Origin of the sequence: Paraburkholderia sp. XV, from assembly GCF_020177535.1 — a bacterium.
GTDB lineage: Bacteria > Pseudomonadota > Gammaproteobacteria > Burkholderiales > Burkholderiaceae > Paraburkholderia > Paraburkholderia caribensis.
The window spans coordinates 16,541-32,071 of the sequence record NZ_JAGUUD010000095.1 but is presented as its reverse complement, the minus strand read 5'-3'; the positions used below and the strand labels follow the sequence as shown (position 1 = coordinate 32,071).

At 61.7% G+C, this 15,531-nt stretch carries 13 protein-coding genes; 3 read left to right on the top strand and 10 right to left on the bottom strand.

What is annotated here, in order from left to right:
- Positions 1-179: 179 nt before the first annotated feature.
- The 5 genes from KFO72_RS31900 to KFO72_RS31880 form a co-directional block, all read right to left on the bottom strand.
- The gene (locus tag KFO72_RS31900; protein ID WP_054928803.1) at positions 180-1,031 is read right to left on the bottom strand and encodes a carbohydrate ABC transporter permease; all 852 of its coding nucleotides are present in this window, start codon (positions 1,029-1,031) and stop codon (positions 180-182) included.
- Between the two features lie 12 nt (positions 1,032-1,043).
- Entirely contained in the window at positions 1,044-1,997 is a 954-nt protein-coding gene (locus tag KFO72_RS31895; protein ID WP_225033784.1) for a carbohydrate ABC transporter permease, read from the bottom strand.
- 80 nt (positions 1,998-2,077) lie between these two features.
- Positions 2,078-3,343 carry an ABC transporter substrate-binding protein gene (locus KFO72_RS31890; RefSeq protein ID WP_054928805.1) on the bottom strand — a complete coding sequence of 422 codons (1,266 nt, stop codon included), beginning with the start codon at positions 3,341-3,343 and terminating at the stop codon, positions 2,078-2,080.
- 45 nt (positions 3,344-3,388) lie between these two features.
- Positions 3,389-5,392, bottom strand: a complete 2,004-nt coding sequence (locus KFO72_RS31885; protein WP_225033783.1) for a beta-galactosidase — start codon at positions 5,390-5,392, stop codon at positions 3,389-3,391.
- Between the two features lie 15 nt (positions 5,393-5,407).
- Positions 5,408-6,559, bottom strand: coding sequence for an ABC transporter ATP-binding protein (locus KFO72_RS31880; RefSeq protein ID WP_054928806.1), 1,152 nt, complete (start codon positions 6,557-6,559; stop codon positions 5,408-5,410).
- 227 nt (positions 6,560-6,786) lie between these two features.
- Here KFO72_RS31880 and KFO72_RS31875 point away from each other — a divergent pair, with 227 nt between their 5' ends.
- On the top strand, positions 6,787-7,815 hold the full coding sequence (locus KFO72_RS31875; RefSeq protein WP_225033782.1) for a LacI family DNA-binding transcriptional regulator: 1,029 nt from the start codon (positions 6,787-6,789) through the stop codon (positions 7,813-7,815).
- Between the two features lie 322 nt (positions 7,816-8,137).
- Positions 8,138-9,121, top strand: coding sequence for a MerR family transcriptional regulator (locus KFO72_RS31870; RefSeq protein WP_060599780.1), 984 nt, complete (start codon positions 8,138-8,140; stop codon positions 9,119-9,121).
- Positions 9,122-9,176: 55 nt separating this feature from the next.
- Here KFO72_RS31870 and KFO72_RS31865 read toward each other — a convergent pair whose 3' ends face one another.
- The 3 genes from KFO72_RS31865 to KFO72_RS31855 form a co-directional block, all read right to left on the bottom strand.
- Positions 9,177-10,136, bottom strand: a complete 960-nt coding sequence (locus tag KFO72_RS31865; RefSeq protein WP_176053903.1) for a sensor domain-containing diguanylate cyclase — start codon at positions 10,134-10,136, stop codon at positions 9,177-9,179.
- A 168-nt stretch (positions 10,137-10,304) separates the two neighbouring features.
- Positions 10,305-11,906, bottom strand: a complete 1,602-nt coding sequence (locus KFO72_RS31860; protein ID WP_225033781.1) for a hybrid sensor histidine kinase/response regulator — start codon at positions 11,904-11,906, stop codon at positions 10,305-10,307.
- Positions 11,907-12,207: 301 nt separating this feature from the next.
- On the bottom strand, positions 12,208-12,804 hold the full coding sequence (locus tag KFO72_RS31855) for a lipocalin family protein (protein WP_225033780.1): 597 nt from the start codon (positions 12,802-12,804) through the stop codon (positions 12,208-12,210).
- 223 nt (positions 12,805-13,027) lie between these two features.
- Between KFO72_RS31855 and KFO72_RS31850 the strand changes: the two genes are divergently transcribed.
- Positions 13,028-14,023 carry an aldo/keto reductase gene (locus KFO72_RS31850; RefSeq protein WP_225033779.1) on the top strand — a complete coding sequence of 332 codons (996 nt, stop codon included), beginning with the start codon at positions 13,028-13,030 and terminating at the stop codon, positions 14,021-14,023.
- 15 nt (positions 14,024-14,038) lie between these two features.
- Here the strand turns inward: KFO72_RS31850 and KFO72_RS31845 are convergent, their stop codons facing one another.
- Both KFO72_RS31845 and KFO72_RS31840 read right to left on the bottom strand, forming a co-directional pair.
- Positions 14,039-14,563, bottom strand: coding sequence for a YbhB/YbcL family Raf kinase inhibitor-like protein (locus KFO72_RS31845; protein ID WP_225033785.1), 525 nt, complete (start codon positions 14,561-14,563; stop codon positions 14,039-14,041).
- A 126-nt stretch (positions 14,564-14,689) separates the two neighbouring features.
- Positions 14,690-15,499 (bottom strand): ROK family protein, encoded by an 810-nt coding sequence (locus KFO72_RS31840; protein ID WP_225033778.1) that lies wholly within the window; start codon positions 15,497-15,499, stop codon positions 14,690-14,692.
- Positions 15,500-15,531: the final 32 nt, after the last annotated feature.

The window sequence follows — 15,531 nt, the reverse complement described above, 5'->3', positions numbered from 1 at the left end:
CCGCACAGGGGCGACGCCTGAAGCACGCTAACAATTCGCGGATGCCAGCGAAAACCCAAAACACCAAACGAAGAAGCTCGAAGTACGAAGGCGCACCACGTAAACCAGAAAAAAAACCACAAGAAAAAAGCCCGCTTTCGCGGGCAACCTTCTACGAGGAGACAACAGCAAAAAAAGCATCACCCTTTGGTAGCACCAAAAGTCAGCCCCGCGACAAAATGCTTCTGCATTGCAAAGAACATTGCGACGGAAGGCAGTGCCGCGAGAATAGAGCCGGCCGAAACGAGATTCCACGCCGTCGTCCACTGCCCTTTAAGCGCCGCGACCCCAACCGTAATCGGCGCAGCGTCATCGCCCTGCGTGAGACACAACGCCCAGAAATAATCGTTCCACACAAAAGTGAAAACAAGAATAGCCAGCGCGGCCAGCGCAGGACGAATCAACGGCAGCACGATGCGAAAGAACACCGTCCACTCGCCCGCCCCTTCGATACGCGCCGCTTCAACCAGTTCATACGGCAACTGCTTGATGAAGTTGCGCAAAAAGAGCGCGCAAAAACCCGTCTGAAACGACACATGAAAAAGAATCAGCGCGCCAAGCGTATTGAAGATCCCGAGGCTCAACGACAGATCACGCACGGGAATCATCAGAATCTGGATCGGCACGAAGTTGCCCGCAACGAAAGTCGCAAAGAGCGTCGTGTTGCCACGAAACTTGTAGATAGCCAACGCAAAACCCGCCATCGCCGCGAGCGCGATCGATCCGACTACGGCAGGCACCGTGATCAGCACGCTGTTCCAGAAGTAATGCAGCATCGGCGACGTAGTGAGCGCTTCGCGATAGTTATCGATAAGCGCAATGTGCTTCGGCCAACCCCAGTAATTCCCTTCGCTCAGTTCTTCCGTCGAGCGCACCGACGTGACGAGCACGGCGATCATCGGCAATAGCCAGATCAGGAGTGCAATCGGCAACGTCAGCTTGTACAACTGCCGGTTGAACGGCTTCCACTTGGCAACGGGCATCGGGTACATATCGTCCGCTCCTTACTGTTCGTTGCGCAGCATGCGGCGCAGGTGATAAACGATGTAAACGAGCATGATCGCGAACAACACCACGGCAATCGATGCCGAATAGCCAATGCGGTAGTACTTGATCGCCTGGTCGTACATGTAATAGGCAAGCACGGTCGAACTCTCGAATGGCCCGCCACCCGTCATCACCGAAATCAGGTCGAAACTGCGCAGCGCGCCAATCACCGTGACGACGATCGCCATGAACGTGACGGGCCGCAATTGCGGCAGCACCACGTGCCACAGCATCGACCAGCCCTTCGCACCTTCCATGCGCGCGGCTTCGATCTGCTCGCTGTTCAGCGATGTCAGACCCGTCAGATAAAGAATCATGCAATACGCGGTCTGCGGCCATAGCGCGGCGAAGATGATGCCGAACGTCGCATAGTGCGCGTCGCCGAGCACGGGCACGCCGTGGCCGAGTATCACGGCAAAGAGGCCAAAGGTCGGATCGTAGAACCACGAGAAGATCAACCCGACCACGACGCCCGACAACACGAACGGCGCAAAGAACAACGACTTCACGACCCGTATGCCCGCCACCGCCTGGTTCAGATAGAGCGCGACGGCAAGCCCCATCGGCGGCGCGAGCAGGAACAGCACGAGCCAGATGAGGTTGTTCTTCAGCGCAGTGTAGAAAGTCGGCGCCTGAAACAGCTCGATGTAGTTCGCGAACCCGACGAAGACCTTGTCGGTCATGCCATCCCAGTTGTAGAAGCTGAGCCAGATCGACGACAGGATCGGCCATACTACATACACCGCGACCATGAAGCACGCGGGCGCGAGAAACAGCAGCGCGGCCTTGCGCTGGCGCCGCGCGGTGGGCGACGGGCCACGCTTCTTGCGCGCGGCTCTGGGCGATGGCGACGCCTGCGGCTGCGACGGCGGCGTGCCGTTGATGTCCTGACGTGTAACGGAGTGCGACACGACGATTCTCCATGCAACGAAATTGCTGCTTCGCGCCGGGCTCGCATTGAATGCACGCCCGGCGCCACTGCTTCACATCTTTACTTCTTGTAGATGCGCTTGCGCGTCTGCTCGAGCTGCGCAAGGATCGCATCGATCTTCGTCGGATCGGCGATGAATTGCTGCATGCCCTTCATCCCTTCGTCGGCCATTTCCTTCGTCATGTCGCGATCGTAGAACTGCGCGATGCCGCCCTTCGTGTTCGACAGAATCTGGAAGCCGATCTTCGAGATGGGATCTTCCGGTTCAGGCGACTTGCTGTTCGCCGACAGCGAACCGAGACCCGTTGCGAGTTTCGCGCCCTGCTCCGGCGTCTCGACGAACGCAAGGAACGTGTGCGCATCGGCCTTGTTCTTCGCCTTGGCCGGAATATGCAGCGATTCGACAGGACCATCTTCCGCCGTCGGCACGTTCGAGTCGATGATCGGGAACTGGAAGTAGCTCATGTTCGGCTTCACGTTCGGCGGGAAACCGCCCGTGATGAACGTGCCCATCAGCATCATCGCCGCCTTGCCCTGGAACAGGAACGGTTGCGCCGCGTCCAGATCGTACGACAGCGAGTTGTCGATGAAATCCTTGTCGTCGAGCAATTGCTTCCACGTCGTGTACACCTTCTTCACACGCGGGTCGGTGTACGGCACTTCGCCCGCCATCAGCTTCTGGTGGAACGCGTTGCCGTTGATGCGCAGGTCGAGATAATCGAACCAGCCCGCCAGCGTCCAGGCGTCGCGCCCGCCCACGGCGAACGGCGTGATGCCCGCCGCCTTCAGCTTCTTGCACGCGTCCATCAACTGGTCCCACGTCTTCGGCTCGGACGCGATGCCAGCCTTCTGGAACAGATCCTTGCGATAGAACAGGCCCCACGAGTAGTACACGGTCGGCGCCGCATACTGCTTGCCGTTGTACGTCGACGATTCCTTCGTCGATGCATACATGTTGTCCCAGCCGTTCTTCTTCCAGTCGCCGCTCAGGTCCTCGAACAGACCGCGCCGCGCGTAGTACGCCATGCGCTCCCCGTTGTGCCAGTTGACGACATCGGGCGCGACCGTCGACAGCCAGCCCGGCAACTGCACCTTGTACGCTTCCTCATCGACGAACGACGCTTTCACGTCGATGTCGGGATGCGCCTTCTTGAAGTCGTCGATCACCGATTGCCATACCGCGCGCTGGCTTGCGCCTTTGAACGCGATGTTGATCGTCATCGTGCCCGCTTCTGCCGTCGTCGCCGCGAACGGGGCAACGGCTGCGGCGACTGCGAGCGCTGCCGCTGCAATTGCGGTGCGCGCGTTGAATTTTCCTGCTGTCATCTTCCTGTCTCCTTGTGTCCTGGTTCTTACCTGCTGGGATCACTGCTACGTTGCCAATCGTTCCGTGTCTTCCGTGCGATAAGCCGCGACGCCTTGCGGCTCGACTTCATGCGCGCCGATCACGAAGCGCGACGCATCGACGCCTTCGATCACGTGCCGCCCATTCGTATAGTTGAAGACATACGTGAGCTTGCCGCGCCGGCTGATTCGCACGCTGTCGCCCAACGGCGTCGGCGTGAGACCCGCCTCAGTCGCGATGCGCGCGAACAGCGATTCCGTCAGACGGTCGTCGAACAGGCTCGCGAAGTAATGAACCGAGCCATGCTGCACGTAAGCAGGATGTCCGTCGGCAAATCGCGCGCGCACGCCGAAGCTGCGTTCGTCTGCGGCATCGATCAGATCGCGCCAGTGGCGCGCCTGGCCTTCGCGCAGACCATCGCCCGCGCCGTTGATGTGCACCGCCTCCGTCACGTTCGGCCGCATCGATTCGACGCGCCACACGCGAATGGGGAGCAGCGATGCGAGCGCGCCCGGCGGCAAGTTCGCGGGAATCTGCAGATCAGGCGTCTTCGAGCCCGTCCGCGGACCGAGCACGATCTGCGCGCCCGACGCCGCGAGCCGCACCGCGAAGTCGCCCGGCACGACGGGCAACGGCGGCACCACAATCATCGCGTAGCCGTCGAGCGGCGCATCCGCGGCAATCACGTCGACGTCGAAGCCGAGCGAGCGCAGCGCCGAGTAGTACTCGAACGCGAAGCGCGGGTAATGGAAATCCGCGCCTTGCGGATGAATTTCAAAGAGCCATTTGGCTTCGTAGTCGTAGATCAGCGCAATCTTGCTGCGCACATTCGCGTTCGCATCGGCATCGGCCGCCGAAACCCTGGCGATTTCGTGCGCGACCTGCTCCGCTTCGCTGCCGCCAATGTCGAGGCGATTGTCGGGCGTGTTCAGCCCTGCATGCATCTGTTCCTGCGCGAACGGCGCCTGACGCCATCTGAAGTACGACACACAGCCCGCGCCGTGCGCGAACGCTTCCCAACTCCACAGACGCACCATGCCCGGCAGCGGCGCAGGATTCCAGTGCGCCCAGTTCACGGGTCCCGGCTGCTGCTCCATCACCCAGAACGGCAGCTTCGACATGCCGCGATACACGTCGTGGTTGAACGAAGCAAAGTCGGGATGCCCGGTGCGCAGGAACTTCGCCTTGATCTCCGGCGCGTACCACTGCTCTTCGAGCGCGCCGAGCGGATAGCTGTCCCACGTGGCGACATCGAGATCGCGCGCGACCTTGTAGTGATCGAACTCGGTGAACAGCTGCATGAAGTTGTGCGCGACGGGACGCCCCGGCGAATGCGCGCGAATGATCTCGACCTGCATGCGGTTATAACGCGCGACTTCATCGGAGGCGAAACGCCGGTAATCGAGCCTGTGCGACGGATGCGCTTCCGTGACGGTCGCAACGGGCGCGTCGATTTCGTCGAAGCTGCGGTACTCCATGCTCCAGAACACGGTGCCCCACGCGCGGTTCAATGCGTCGACGCTCTGGTAACGCTCCTTGAGCCACGCACGAAAGCGCGCGACGGCTGCGGGCGAATAGCTGACCACCGTGTTGTGGCAGCCGAATTCATTGTCCGTCTGCCAGTAAGCGACGGCAGGATGCTTGCCGTAACGCTGCGCGACTGCCTCGCAAATCTTGCGCGACGCGTCGAAATACGACGGTGACGAGAAATCGTAATGACGGCGCGAGCCGAATGCACGCGGACGTCCATCCGCGCCCACGGGCAGAATGTCGGGATGACGGTCGATCAGCCACTTCGGCGGCGTCGCCGTCGGCGTGCACATGACGACTTGCAAACCCGCGTCACCCAGCACGTCGACCGCGCGATCGAGCCAACCCCAATCGTATTCGCCCGGCGACGGCTCGATACGGCTCCATGCAAATTCCGCGATTCGCACCTGCTCGATGCCGAGCGCCTTCATACGGCGCGCGTCGTCTTTCCACATCGATTCCGGCCAGTGCTCCGGGTAGTAACAGACTCCAAGGCGCATGCGCATGTCCCTTATTTATGCGTAGTGTTCGACGGAGTTGAGCGCCTTCACGGCGAATCCGTCCTCGGTGAAAAGATGGCAGGCACGGGCGGGCGCGGCGAATGTCACGCGTTCGCCCTGCTCGACGCGGGCATTGCCCGGCACCTTTGCGATCAGCACTCCGCCGCCTCGCTGCTCCAGATGCACGTAGCTGTGCTCGCCGAGATGCTCGATCAGCGAAATGGTGCGTGCGAGCGTTGCATCACGTCGTGATGCATCGTCCGTGACGAGTTCGAGATGTTCCGGACGCACGCCGAAGGTCACCGGCTGTCCGCCTTGCAAGGTGCTGCCGTCGACCTCGACCCGCATGGTTTCATTCGTGTCATCGAGCGTGACGTCGACGCCTTGCGCGTCGATCGCCGTGACTCTGCCGGGCAGGAAGTTCATGCGCGGCGAGCCGATGAAGCCCGCGACGAAGCGGCTATTGGGCCGGTGATACAACGTCAGCGGCGCGCCGATCTGCGCGATGCTGCCGTAGCGCTCGGTGTCCTTGCCCGCGTGCAGCAGCACGATCTTGTCAGCGAGCGTCATCGCTTCGGTCTGATCGTGCGTCACGTAGACGACGCTCGCGGTGGCGAACTGCTTGTGCAGACGCGCGATTTCGATTCGCGTCTGACCGCGCAACGTCGCGTCGAGATTGGACAAGGGCTCGTCGAACAGAAACACGCCCGGCTCGCGCACGATCGCGCGGCCAATGGCAACGCGCTGGCGCTGCCCGCCCGACAATGCGCGCGGCTTGCGATCGAGCAGCGCTTCGAGTTGCAGGATGCGCGCCGCCTCCTTCACCTTGCTGTCGATTTCCGCTTTCGGCTTCTTCGCGAGCTTCAGCCCAAAGGCCATGTTCTCGTACACGCTCATATGCGGAAACAGCGCATAGCTCTGGAACACCATCGCGACGCCGCGCTCGGCAGCAGGCACGTCGTTGACGATGCGCCCGCCGATCGACAGGTCGCCGTCCGTCACGTCTTCGAGACCCGCGATCATGCGCAGCAGCGTGGACTTGCCGCAGCCCGACGGACCGAGGAACACACAAAACTCGTTTTCGCCGATCTCCAGATCGACGTTGCGGATCACGGGCGCGTTGTCTCCATACGCTTTCTGCACGCCCTTCAACGAAATGCTCGCCATCGCTTCGACTCCGTGATTTAATCAGCCCGAAGCGGAGATTAAGCGCTTAATCTGAATGGCCGAAAAAACGACCGCATCGCGATCGCTGGCCCTTCTGAAGGCCGTTTGTTGGCCGTGTAAGGCTGTCTCCGATAATTCGTTCTGTCGTTTTGCGCATGGTGCCCCGCCTTCGCGGCCAATGCAAATGATGAACGCGAGTCCCACATATTGAATAAGTGTTGCGAAACATGTCCACTTTGAGTGAAGTCGCGCGACGTGCCGGCGTCACGTCGGCCACCGTTTCGAACGTGCTGCGCAATCGCGGGCGCGTCGGCGAGCAGACGCGTCAGCGCGTGCTCGAAGCCGTCGAAGCGCTCAACTACCGTCCGCATCTTGCGGCGCGCGCGCTCGCCGAAGGCCGCGCGCCGACCATCGCGCTGATGGTGTCGAGCATCGCGAACCCGTTCTACCCGGAGTTCGCGCTGGCCGTCGAGCGCGCGGCGCGCACCAGCGGCCACTTCGTCATCATCTGCAACACCAATGAAGATCCGCACGCGGGCCGCGCGTATCTGGAGCAGATTGCGGGCACGCTATCCGAAGGCGTGCTGGTGATGAACGCCAACCTCGACTTCGACGATCTGCGCAAAACGGAAGCGCGCGGCGCACCCGTGGTGCTGTGCATGTGGGAACGTCCCGACGATCCACCCGGCTTGCCGTGCGTCGCCGTCGATTTCCGTCTTGCAGGCCAGCTTGCCGCAAAGCATCTGATCGAGCTGGGGCACACGCGCATCGGTGCGGTTATCGGCAGCAAGCCTTCGGGTATTCACGCATCGCGCTATGAAGGTTTCGTGGACGCGATGCGCGAGGCAGGGCTCAAAGTGCCCGCGAAAAACGTGCGTTACGCACCCGATACGACGCAAGGCGGCTATGCCGCAGCGCGCGATCTGCTGGAGCGCGACGCGAAACTGACGGCCATCTTCGCGACCAACGACCTGCCCGCGCTCGGCACGATCCACGCGGCGGCCGATCTCGGCCGCGACGTGCCGCGCGATCTGTCCGTGGTCGGCATCACCGACATCCAGCTTGCACAGCAATCGCGTCCACCGCTCACCACCGTTGCCGTGCCGACCGTCGAAGCCGCCGAGCTCGCTGTGTCGCTGCTGCGCGAGCTGATCGAGCGGCCCGCCGGCAAGCATGGCGTGCACCAGAAAGCGCCGCGCATGTGCGTGACGTCCGCGCCGCAACTGATCGTGCGCGGTTCCACGCGCGAACGCTGATCCATAGCCTCATCGAAGCCGAAGCTGGGGCCAAGGCCAAGGCCGAGGCCGAGGCTTTCCTCATATTTCACGCGATCAGGCATGACAGGTCTCGTCCCGTTCGATCCTGGTCAAAATCAGTACAAGCGACGGATCGTGCCGCGTGCCGCAGGAGCGGGACAGAAGGAAGACAAGAACCCGCGAAGGCTTGCGTGTCAAAGGCTTGCATCTGCGGAGAGCGTTTGTTTATGCGGCCTTGCGCCATCGTTGAATAAAAAAATCCGCCTCAAATCATCGTCGCGCTTGTTAGACTCGAATCGACTTCCCCAAGGGTTTTCGATTCATGAACAACACAGTGGATGATCCAGAAGTCGTGCCGCGTTATCGCATCGGGGCCGTCGCTCGAATGGCGAATCTCCCTGTCGGCACGCTGCGTATCTGGGAGCGCCGATACGGCGTCGTGGCGCCGCCCACCACGCAATCCGGGCATCGCCTTTACAGCGAAACCGATGTGCGGCGCGTCGCGATGATCAAGGGGCTCGTCGATCGCGGCTATTCGATCGGCTCGATCGCGACCTTGCAGACAGGCGAACTCGAACGGCTCGCCTTCATGCATGTCGACAAGACGCCGGTGACGCCGCTCGCGGAAGGACGGCCGGGCTTGCGGCTGCGCATCGTCGGCACGGCGCTCGCGCAGACCATCCGCCAGCACCTGCACGCATTGCAGGCAGAGCTTGCGAACGAGCCGAAAGTCTTCGAGAACATGACGGCCGCGTTCACCGAGCGCATGAACCAGCCGGCCGACGTGCTGATCATTCATCTGCCGTCGCTGCACGCGGACGACGTCGAGCGCGTGCTGGCGTTGAGCGCGTCGACTCACGCGGAAAATATCGTCGTGGTGTACTCGTTCGCTGCCGCCAACACGATCAATCTGCTGGAGCGGGTCGGCGTACGCACGATCCGCGAGCCGCTCGATCAGGCGTCGATCGCGCAGATGATAAGCGACATCCGGCGCAAGACGGGACTGGCGGCCACTCAGCCCGACATGCGCGAGCCCGCGCCGCAGCGGCACTACTCCGATGAAACCCTGATGGCGATGGCGCACGCGTCGACCACCATCGCGTGCGAGTGCCCGAAGCATCTCGCGAGCATCATCATGCAGTTGAGCGCGTTCGAGCAGTACAGCGTCAGCTGCGCTTCGCGCACGCCCGCCGATGCGCTGCTACATGTGTATCTGGCGAACATTTCGGGCCGCGCGCGCGCAATGTTCGAGCATGCGCTGCTGCGCCTCGAACGCGAGGAACGTTGGGTGCTGGAAAATCGTTGATAGCCCGCATGCAGCGAAAGCGGCTACGCTAAACGTTTGCGCAGCCGTCCAGACTTCAGCGTTGGGAGCGCTTGTTCGCATACATCGCGCCGTCGGCTTGCGCGAGCAGGTCGTCGATACTCTGCGAGCTGTCGGGCGCATACGTCGCCGTGCCCACGCTGCAGTGCAATTGATAAGGCGCTTGCGCGGACTGGTTGTGGACATCCAGCTGATGCCTGAGACGCGCGATGGTCTGCGCCGTCCCTTCTTCGTCCGAGTCGCTCAGCAGCACCACGAACTCGTCGCCGCCCAACCGGCCGATCACGTCGCTGTCGCGCAATGCAGTTTGCAATACCGTTGCAAATGCAATCAACGCGCGGTCGCCTTCGGCGTGGCCGTGTACGTCGTTGATATTCTTGAAGCCGTTCAGGTCGAAGAACAGCAGCGACGCGGGCTTTTGCGCGCGTTTGCATAACCTGATTGCATGCTGCGCGAGCGCCTCGAAGCCGCGACGGTTCGACAGGCCGGTCAGTTCGTCCGTGGTCGCCAGCTGCACAGCGGAGATCTCCTGCTCGGCCATGCGCGCCAGATCGCGCAACAGCACGCGCTCTTCGTCGTCCAATGCGCGCGGCTTCACGTCGATCAGACATAGCGTGCCGAGCCGGCTGCCGTTGTCGACGGTGAGCGGATAGCCCGCGTAGAAGCGGATATTCGGATCGCCCGTGACGAGCGGATTGTCGGCGAAGCGCACATCGAGCAACGCATCGTTCACGAGGAACAGTTCGTCGTCGAGAATTGCATGGCTGCAGAACGATACGTCGCGCGGCGTCTCCGAAGCATCGATGCCGGGATGCGACTTGAACCACTGACGATGGCTATCGACCAGCGTGACGGCCGCGATGGGCACGCCGAACAGGCGTCTCGCGAGTCGCGTGAGACGGTCGAACCGTTCTTCCGGCGGAGTATCGAGTATGTGAAGTGAACGCAATGTTTCCAGGCGTTCGCTTTCGTTATGTGGCATTGATGGTCGCAGCATTCGAGATCCGGATTAAACGGGAACGCGCGCTACTCGTTTAGCGCCGCGCGATCCGCCGCAGGTTGAACGGAAGCGGGTACAAATTCTATCCGCAGCCTGTGGTAAATGAAAAGAATTCCCGCCGTGTCCTGCTGACTCAAATGCATGCGTAATTGCCCTGGCTGCATGCTAACCGACACCTGTCGGCCCGTTCAACACAATACGTACCTTACGCGCCAGTTCCGCCCGCCGATAGGGCTTATGGATCATGTCGAACTCGCTACCGTTCGCATCGGTTCGCTCGAGCGAGGCATCGGCATAGCCGGTCGTCAGCAGCACCTTGATCTTCGGTTGCAGGCGCCGCGCCTCGCGCGCAAGCATCACACCGTTCATGTTGCCCGGCATGATGAGGTCGGTGAACAGCAGGTCGACCGTCGTGCCGTCCTGCAAAATCTCCATCGCCTCTTTGGTGTTCAGCACGACGCGCGTGCGATAGCCGATCTGTTCGAGCATCGCCTGTGCGACTTCCGCCACTTCGACGCGGTCGTCAACGATCAGGATCATTTCGTTGCCCGCTTTCTCGATCGCCTTCGGCGCGGACGGGCGACGCTGCACATTGCCTTCCACAGCCGGGAAATAAAGCCGCAACGTGGTGCCGACGCCCGGTTCCGAATACAGGTTCACTGCGCCGCCCGACTGCTTTGCGAAGCCATATACCATCGACAACCCGAGACCCGTGCCCTTGCCTTCGTCCTTGGTCGTGAAAAACGGGTCCATCACCCTGTCGAGAATTTCAGGCGGGATGCCGCAACCATTGTCGGAGATCGCAATGCTCACATAGCGGCCGGTGCGCAGGTCGGCGAATCCGACCATCGCCTGATGCTCCAGCTCGACTGTCTCCGTGCGCACCGTCACGATGCCGTCGCGCCGGCTGGCCAATGCGTCCCGAGCATTGAGCAATACGTTGAGCAAGGCGACTTCGAGCTGGGTCGGATCGACACGGCAATTACCGAGTCCGTCCTCATATTCGGTCTTCAGCGAAACGTTCTCGCCAAGCGTGCGCCGCGCGAGCTCGACCATGCTGTCCGCCAGCGTATTCAGATTGACTGGGCGCCCCACGAGCTTCTGCTTGCGCGCGAACGCGAGCAGCTGCTGGGTCAGCGTCGTGGCCTTGGCGACCGCGCCGCGTATGCGATCGAGGCTTTGCTCCATCGCCGGGCCGTGCGCATTGCCTTCAATGCCCATTTGCAGCACATCCACATAACCCGCCATCACCTGCAGCAGATTGTTGAAATCGTGCGCAATGCCGCCCGTCAGTTGCCCGAGCGCCTCCATCTTCTGCGCCTGATGCAGCGCGTCCTCTGCGTCGCGGCGGCGGCTCACGTCCAGCTGCGAGCCGAAGAAATACACCAGCTCGCCCTGCTCGTTGAAAACGGGCGAAATGAACAGTGCGTTCCAGAACGTCGAGCCGTCCTTGCGATAGTTGAGCACCTCCGTCGCAAACTCGCGGCGATCCGTGACGGCATCCCGCACCTCGTCGATGGTGGCGCGATCCGTCTCCGGTCCCTGCAGAAAGCGGCAGTTGGTGCCGATGATTTCCGTCAGCTCATAGCCTGTCATGCGCAGGAACGCATGGTTCGCAAAGATCACGGGATTGTCGGGCAGGTTCGGATCGGTGACGACCATCGGCATACGTGTCGTCGATACGGCGGCGAAGAAGATGTCGTCCCGATGGTCGCTGATCTGGTGCGCGCCGCTTCGAATGGTGGTGAGTGTACGGTTGGTATCCATGGCATTTGACGCAATTAGGCGCGACAGCCACGGTTGTTTCGCTCGACTCTTTACGTGGGCAGTCACACTCCGGTTTGAGAAAACCGCATTGCTCTGCGCAGAGCAACGCAATGCGGAATTACATTGCGTCCATCAATGCGAAATTCATGCCGACACCAGAATCCGGCAGTAATTTCGTGAAAGCTCATGCATGGAAGGGAAGAGTTACCGCGCAAACGCGTTATACATCAATCGAAATGTCGAATCAGCAATGCGGGATTTCGCAAAAGGAAAGGCCACTAGAAAAATTTTCAAACAATCTTTACTGCTGCGTCCGGCGCAGCATCGACAGGTCATAGCCCATGGCGCGAACGCGTTCCAGCAGCGCGCGTTGCAGTTCGACAGCGGGCTTCGCTTCACGCGTGAGTATCCACAGATAGGTGCCGCCCGGTTCGCCGACGATCGACCAGCTATAGTCGTCGGCGTGATCGAGCACCCAGTAGTCGCCGACATAGAACGGCCCGAAGAACGACACTTTCAGCTTTGCGTTGTCCGAATCAGGCACCACGCGCGCCTTGCCGCGCGCGACGCGCCGCGGTCCATCGACACCGCCCTCGCGGCCCGCGTTGATCACGCTGATCAAGCCGTCGTCGCGCTTCGCGTAGTCAGCCGTGACGAAATCGCGGCCTCGCTCGAAACGATTGTCATAGCGCGCGAACTCGTACCAGCGCCCCGTATAGCGGTCCACGTCGACGCTCTTTGCCGGCTCGGGCACGCGCGCGACGCCTTTTTTCCTTCTGATGACGAGCGCGCACGCCACCAGCACACCCACCGCGACCACCACAGCGCCAGCGATGACAGCGCGCGCATGAGAACCGCTGTGCCCGATCTCCTGGCTGATGTTCTGTTCGACACTCATCGGTATCAACCTCCCGGATATGAAGCTCCGACACCCGGCGACAAAGCCGTTTAGACCTTACGCGTCTGAAAAGTTTTCCAGCAAAACGCAGCAGGGTGTCAGCGCAATGAATGCCTGAAGGCAACGCAACAACGCAGATTCGCAATAGCCGCTATGCTCTCTCTTCTGCATTTCCATTCTGCTGCACTCATCCTCTTATAGTTTCCTTCTCGCGGAGTCGATCATGCAATACCGCAAATTCGGCCATACCGGTCTTACTGTCTCGCGTTTGTGTCTCGGTACGATGACTTTCGGCTTGCAAACCGAAGAAGACGTATCGCGTGGCATTCTCGACAAGGCGACGGACGCCGGTGTGAATTTCATCGATACGGCCGATGTCTATCCGCTAGGCGGCGGCGAAAATCTTGCGGGACGCACCGAGGAAATCATCGGCCGCTGGCTCAAGGGCAAGCGCGACCGCTTCATTCTGGCGACCAAAGCGGTCGGCAAGGTCGGTCCGCATGCATGGAATCAGGGTGCATCGCGCAAGCATCTGCTCGACGCCATCGACGATTCGCTGCGCCGCCTGAACACCGATTACGTCGATCTGTACCAGTTGCATTCCGACGACCGCGACACCCCGCTCGACGAAACACTCGAAGCGCTCGATGTGATCGTGCGCTCGGGCAAGGCGCGCTATATCGGCGTGTCGAACTATCTGGCGTACCGGCTCGCGCGCATGCTCGGACGCTCCGACGTATTGCGCACTGCGCGCTTCGTGTCGGTACAGCCGCGCTACAACCTGCTGTTCCGGCAGATCGAACGCGAACTGCTGCCGCTCGCCGACGAAGAAGGCCTCGCCGTGATTCCGTACAACCCGCTCGCGGGCGGCCTGCTGACGGGCAAGCATCGACACGACGCGAAGCCCACGGAAGGGCGCTTCACGGCGACGGTCGGCAAAGCAGGCGAGATGTACTCGGAGCGCTACTGGCACGAGCGTGAGTTCAAGACCATCGAAGCACTGCGCGAGATCAACGCGAAAACCGGCGAACCGATGACGAAGACGGCGATTGCATGGGTCCTCGCGAACCCTACCATCACGTCGGCGATCATCGGCGCGAGCCGCGTCGAACAGTTGAACGACTCGCTCGCCGCCGTGGATCTCGCGCTCGACCCCGAGATCAAGAAGCAACTCGACGAGGCAACCGTCGAATACCGCTGGGGCGACGCACCGCGCTGAGCGTGCGATGCTGCGCTAGCGTCCGTAGCGCAGCACGGTGCTGCTCGCGGCCAGCACGTGATTCGTGACGGCGGCGAGAAAGGCGTCGTGATTGAGATTGGGTGGCAGCGCATCGGGCGCGAGATCGAGCGCGTAGACCTGCAACACATAGTGATGCGGCACGTCGCCGATGGGTGGACAAGGTCCGTAGTAACCGGGCTGCCCCGTGCGATTGATGCCGCTCACGCTGCCTGCGGGCGCTGGCGCGCCATGCGGCATCGCGTTCATCGAAGCGGGTATCCCGTACAGTACCCAATGAATGATGCCAATGCCTTTGGCGCCGTCGGGATCGAAGAGCGTCACCGCGAAGCTGCGCGTGCCCGATGGCGCGTTGCGCCATTGCACAGCGGGCGACTGGTTGCCGCCGCCGCAATTGTTCACACCGGCTGCGTGGCTCGAATCGATCGTGCCGCCGTCGGGCGTGCCCGGCGACGTCACTTCGAAGGCCTCGGCCGCCACGGCGTGCGTGAAGCCGGAAGAAAGCGCCAACGTTAGCGCCATGGCTGCGAGCCGGGTGTTGGAGATAGTTTTCATTGGACGGCTCCGTCGAAGGGAATGCGCTCGCGCGTTCACGACCGCATCGGAGGAAACGAACGGCCATGCCCGTTTATTCCCCCGCCCGCTCTTTCAACGGAACACGCCCGACTTCTGGTTCGCTTCCGGCAACTGCCGCGTTTCCCGCACCGACTTCGGATGCCAGAGCCGCGCACCGCCTTCGATGCCCGCCGCGTTCGACACGACGGCCGCATTCGACGGCAACTCGAACGTCAGGCGCTCGGCATTGCCGCCGCCGATCCACAGCTGGTCGTAGTTGACGAGCGAAGTCAGGATGGCGATCACCTTCTCCACACGCCGGTTCCAGCGCTTGCTGCCCACCTTCTCCCGCGCCGCATTGCCGATGTACTCGTCATACGTGCGGTCCTTGCTGACGGGATGATGCGCGAGTTCGAGATGCGGCATCAACTCGCCGTCGCGAAAGAGCGCGGTGCCAGCGCCCGTGCCGAGCGTCAACACGAATTCGATGCCATGCCCTTCGATCGCCGCGAAGCCTTGCATCTCGGCGTCGTTGATCATACGCACAGGCAGGCCGCCCAAGCGCGCCGCCAGTTGTTCCGCGAGCGCGAAGCCACGCCAGCTCGCATCGCCGATATTCGGGGCCGTCAGCACGTGGTTGTCGCGCACGACGCCCGGAAAGCCGATCGACATCAAGGTTGGATGCTGCGCATCGACGAGCGGCTGCACGAGCGTCACCAGCGTATCGACGAGTTGCGCGGGCGTGCATGGATGCGGTGTGGCGACGCGCACGCGTTCGCTTTTCATGTCGCCGTCCGCGTCGATCACGGCCGCCTTCAGGCCCGTGCCGCCGACATCGATGGCGAGTATCCGCTCACCGTCGCTGGTGGCCTTGGGTCGCGTCTGTACTTTAGCTTTGGCCAAAGCGTCCCCCTTTCGTTTGTGGTTGTGACAGG

Coding starts and splice junctions, on each gene's coding strand:
- KFO72_RS31880 (WP_054928806.1), bottom strand. CDS start 6,559: ATGGCGAGCATTTCGTTGAAGGGCGTGCAGAAAGCGTATGGAGACAAC.
- KFO72_RS31900 (WP_054928803.1), bottom strand. CDS start 1,031: ATGTACCCGATGCCCGTTGCCAAGTGGAAGCCGTTCAACCGGCAGTTG.
- KFO72_RS31845 (WP_225033785.1), bottom strand. CDS start 14,563: ATGGCGCTAACGTTGGCGCTTTCTTCCGGCTTCACGCACGCCGTGGCG.
- KFO72_RS31890 (WP_054928805.1), bottom strand. CDS start 3,343: ATGACAGCAGGAAAATTCAACGCGCGCACCGCAATTGCAGCGGCAGCG.
- KFO72_RS31855 (WP_225033780.1), bottom strand. CDS start 12,804: ATGAGTGTCGAACAGAACATCAGCCAGGAGATCGGGCACAGCGGTTCT.
- KFO72_RS31850 (WP_225033779.1), top strand. CDS start 13,028: ATGCAATACCGCAAATTCGGCCATACCGGTCTTACTGTCTCGCGTTTG.
- KFO72_RS31860 (WP_225033781.1), bottom strand. CDS start 11,906: ATGGATACCAACCGTACACTCACCACCATTCGAAGCGGCGCGCACCAG.
- KFO72_RS31865 (WP_176053903.1), bottom strand. CDS start 10,136: ATGCTGCGACCATCAATGCCACATAACGAAAGCGAACGCCTGGAAACA.
- KFO72_RS31885 (WP_225033783.1), bottom strand. CDS start 5,392: ATGCGCCTTGGAGTCTGTTACTACCCGGAGCACTGGCCGGAATCGATG.
- KFO72_RS31870 (WP_060599780.1), top strand. CDS start 8,138: ATGAACAACACAGTGGATGATCCAGAAGTCGTGCCGCGTTATCGCATC.
- KFO72_RS31875 (WP_225033782.1), top strand. CDS start 6,787: ATGTCCACTTTGAGTGAAGTCGCGCGACGTGCCGGCGTCACGTCGGCC.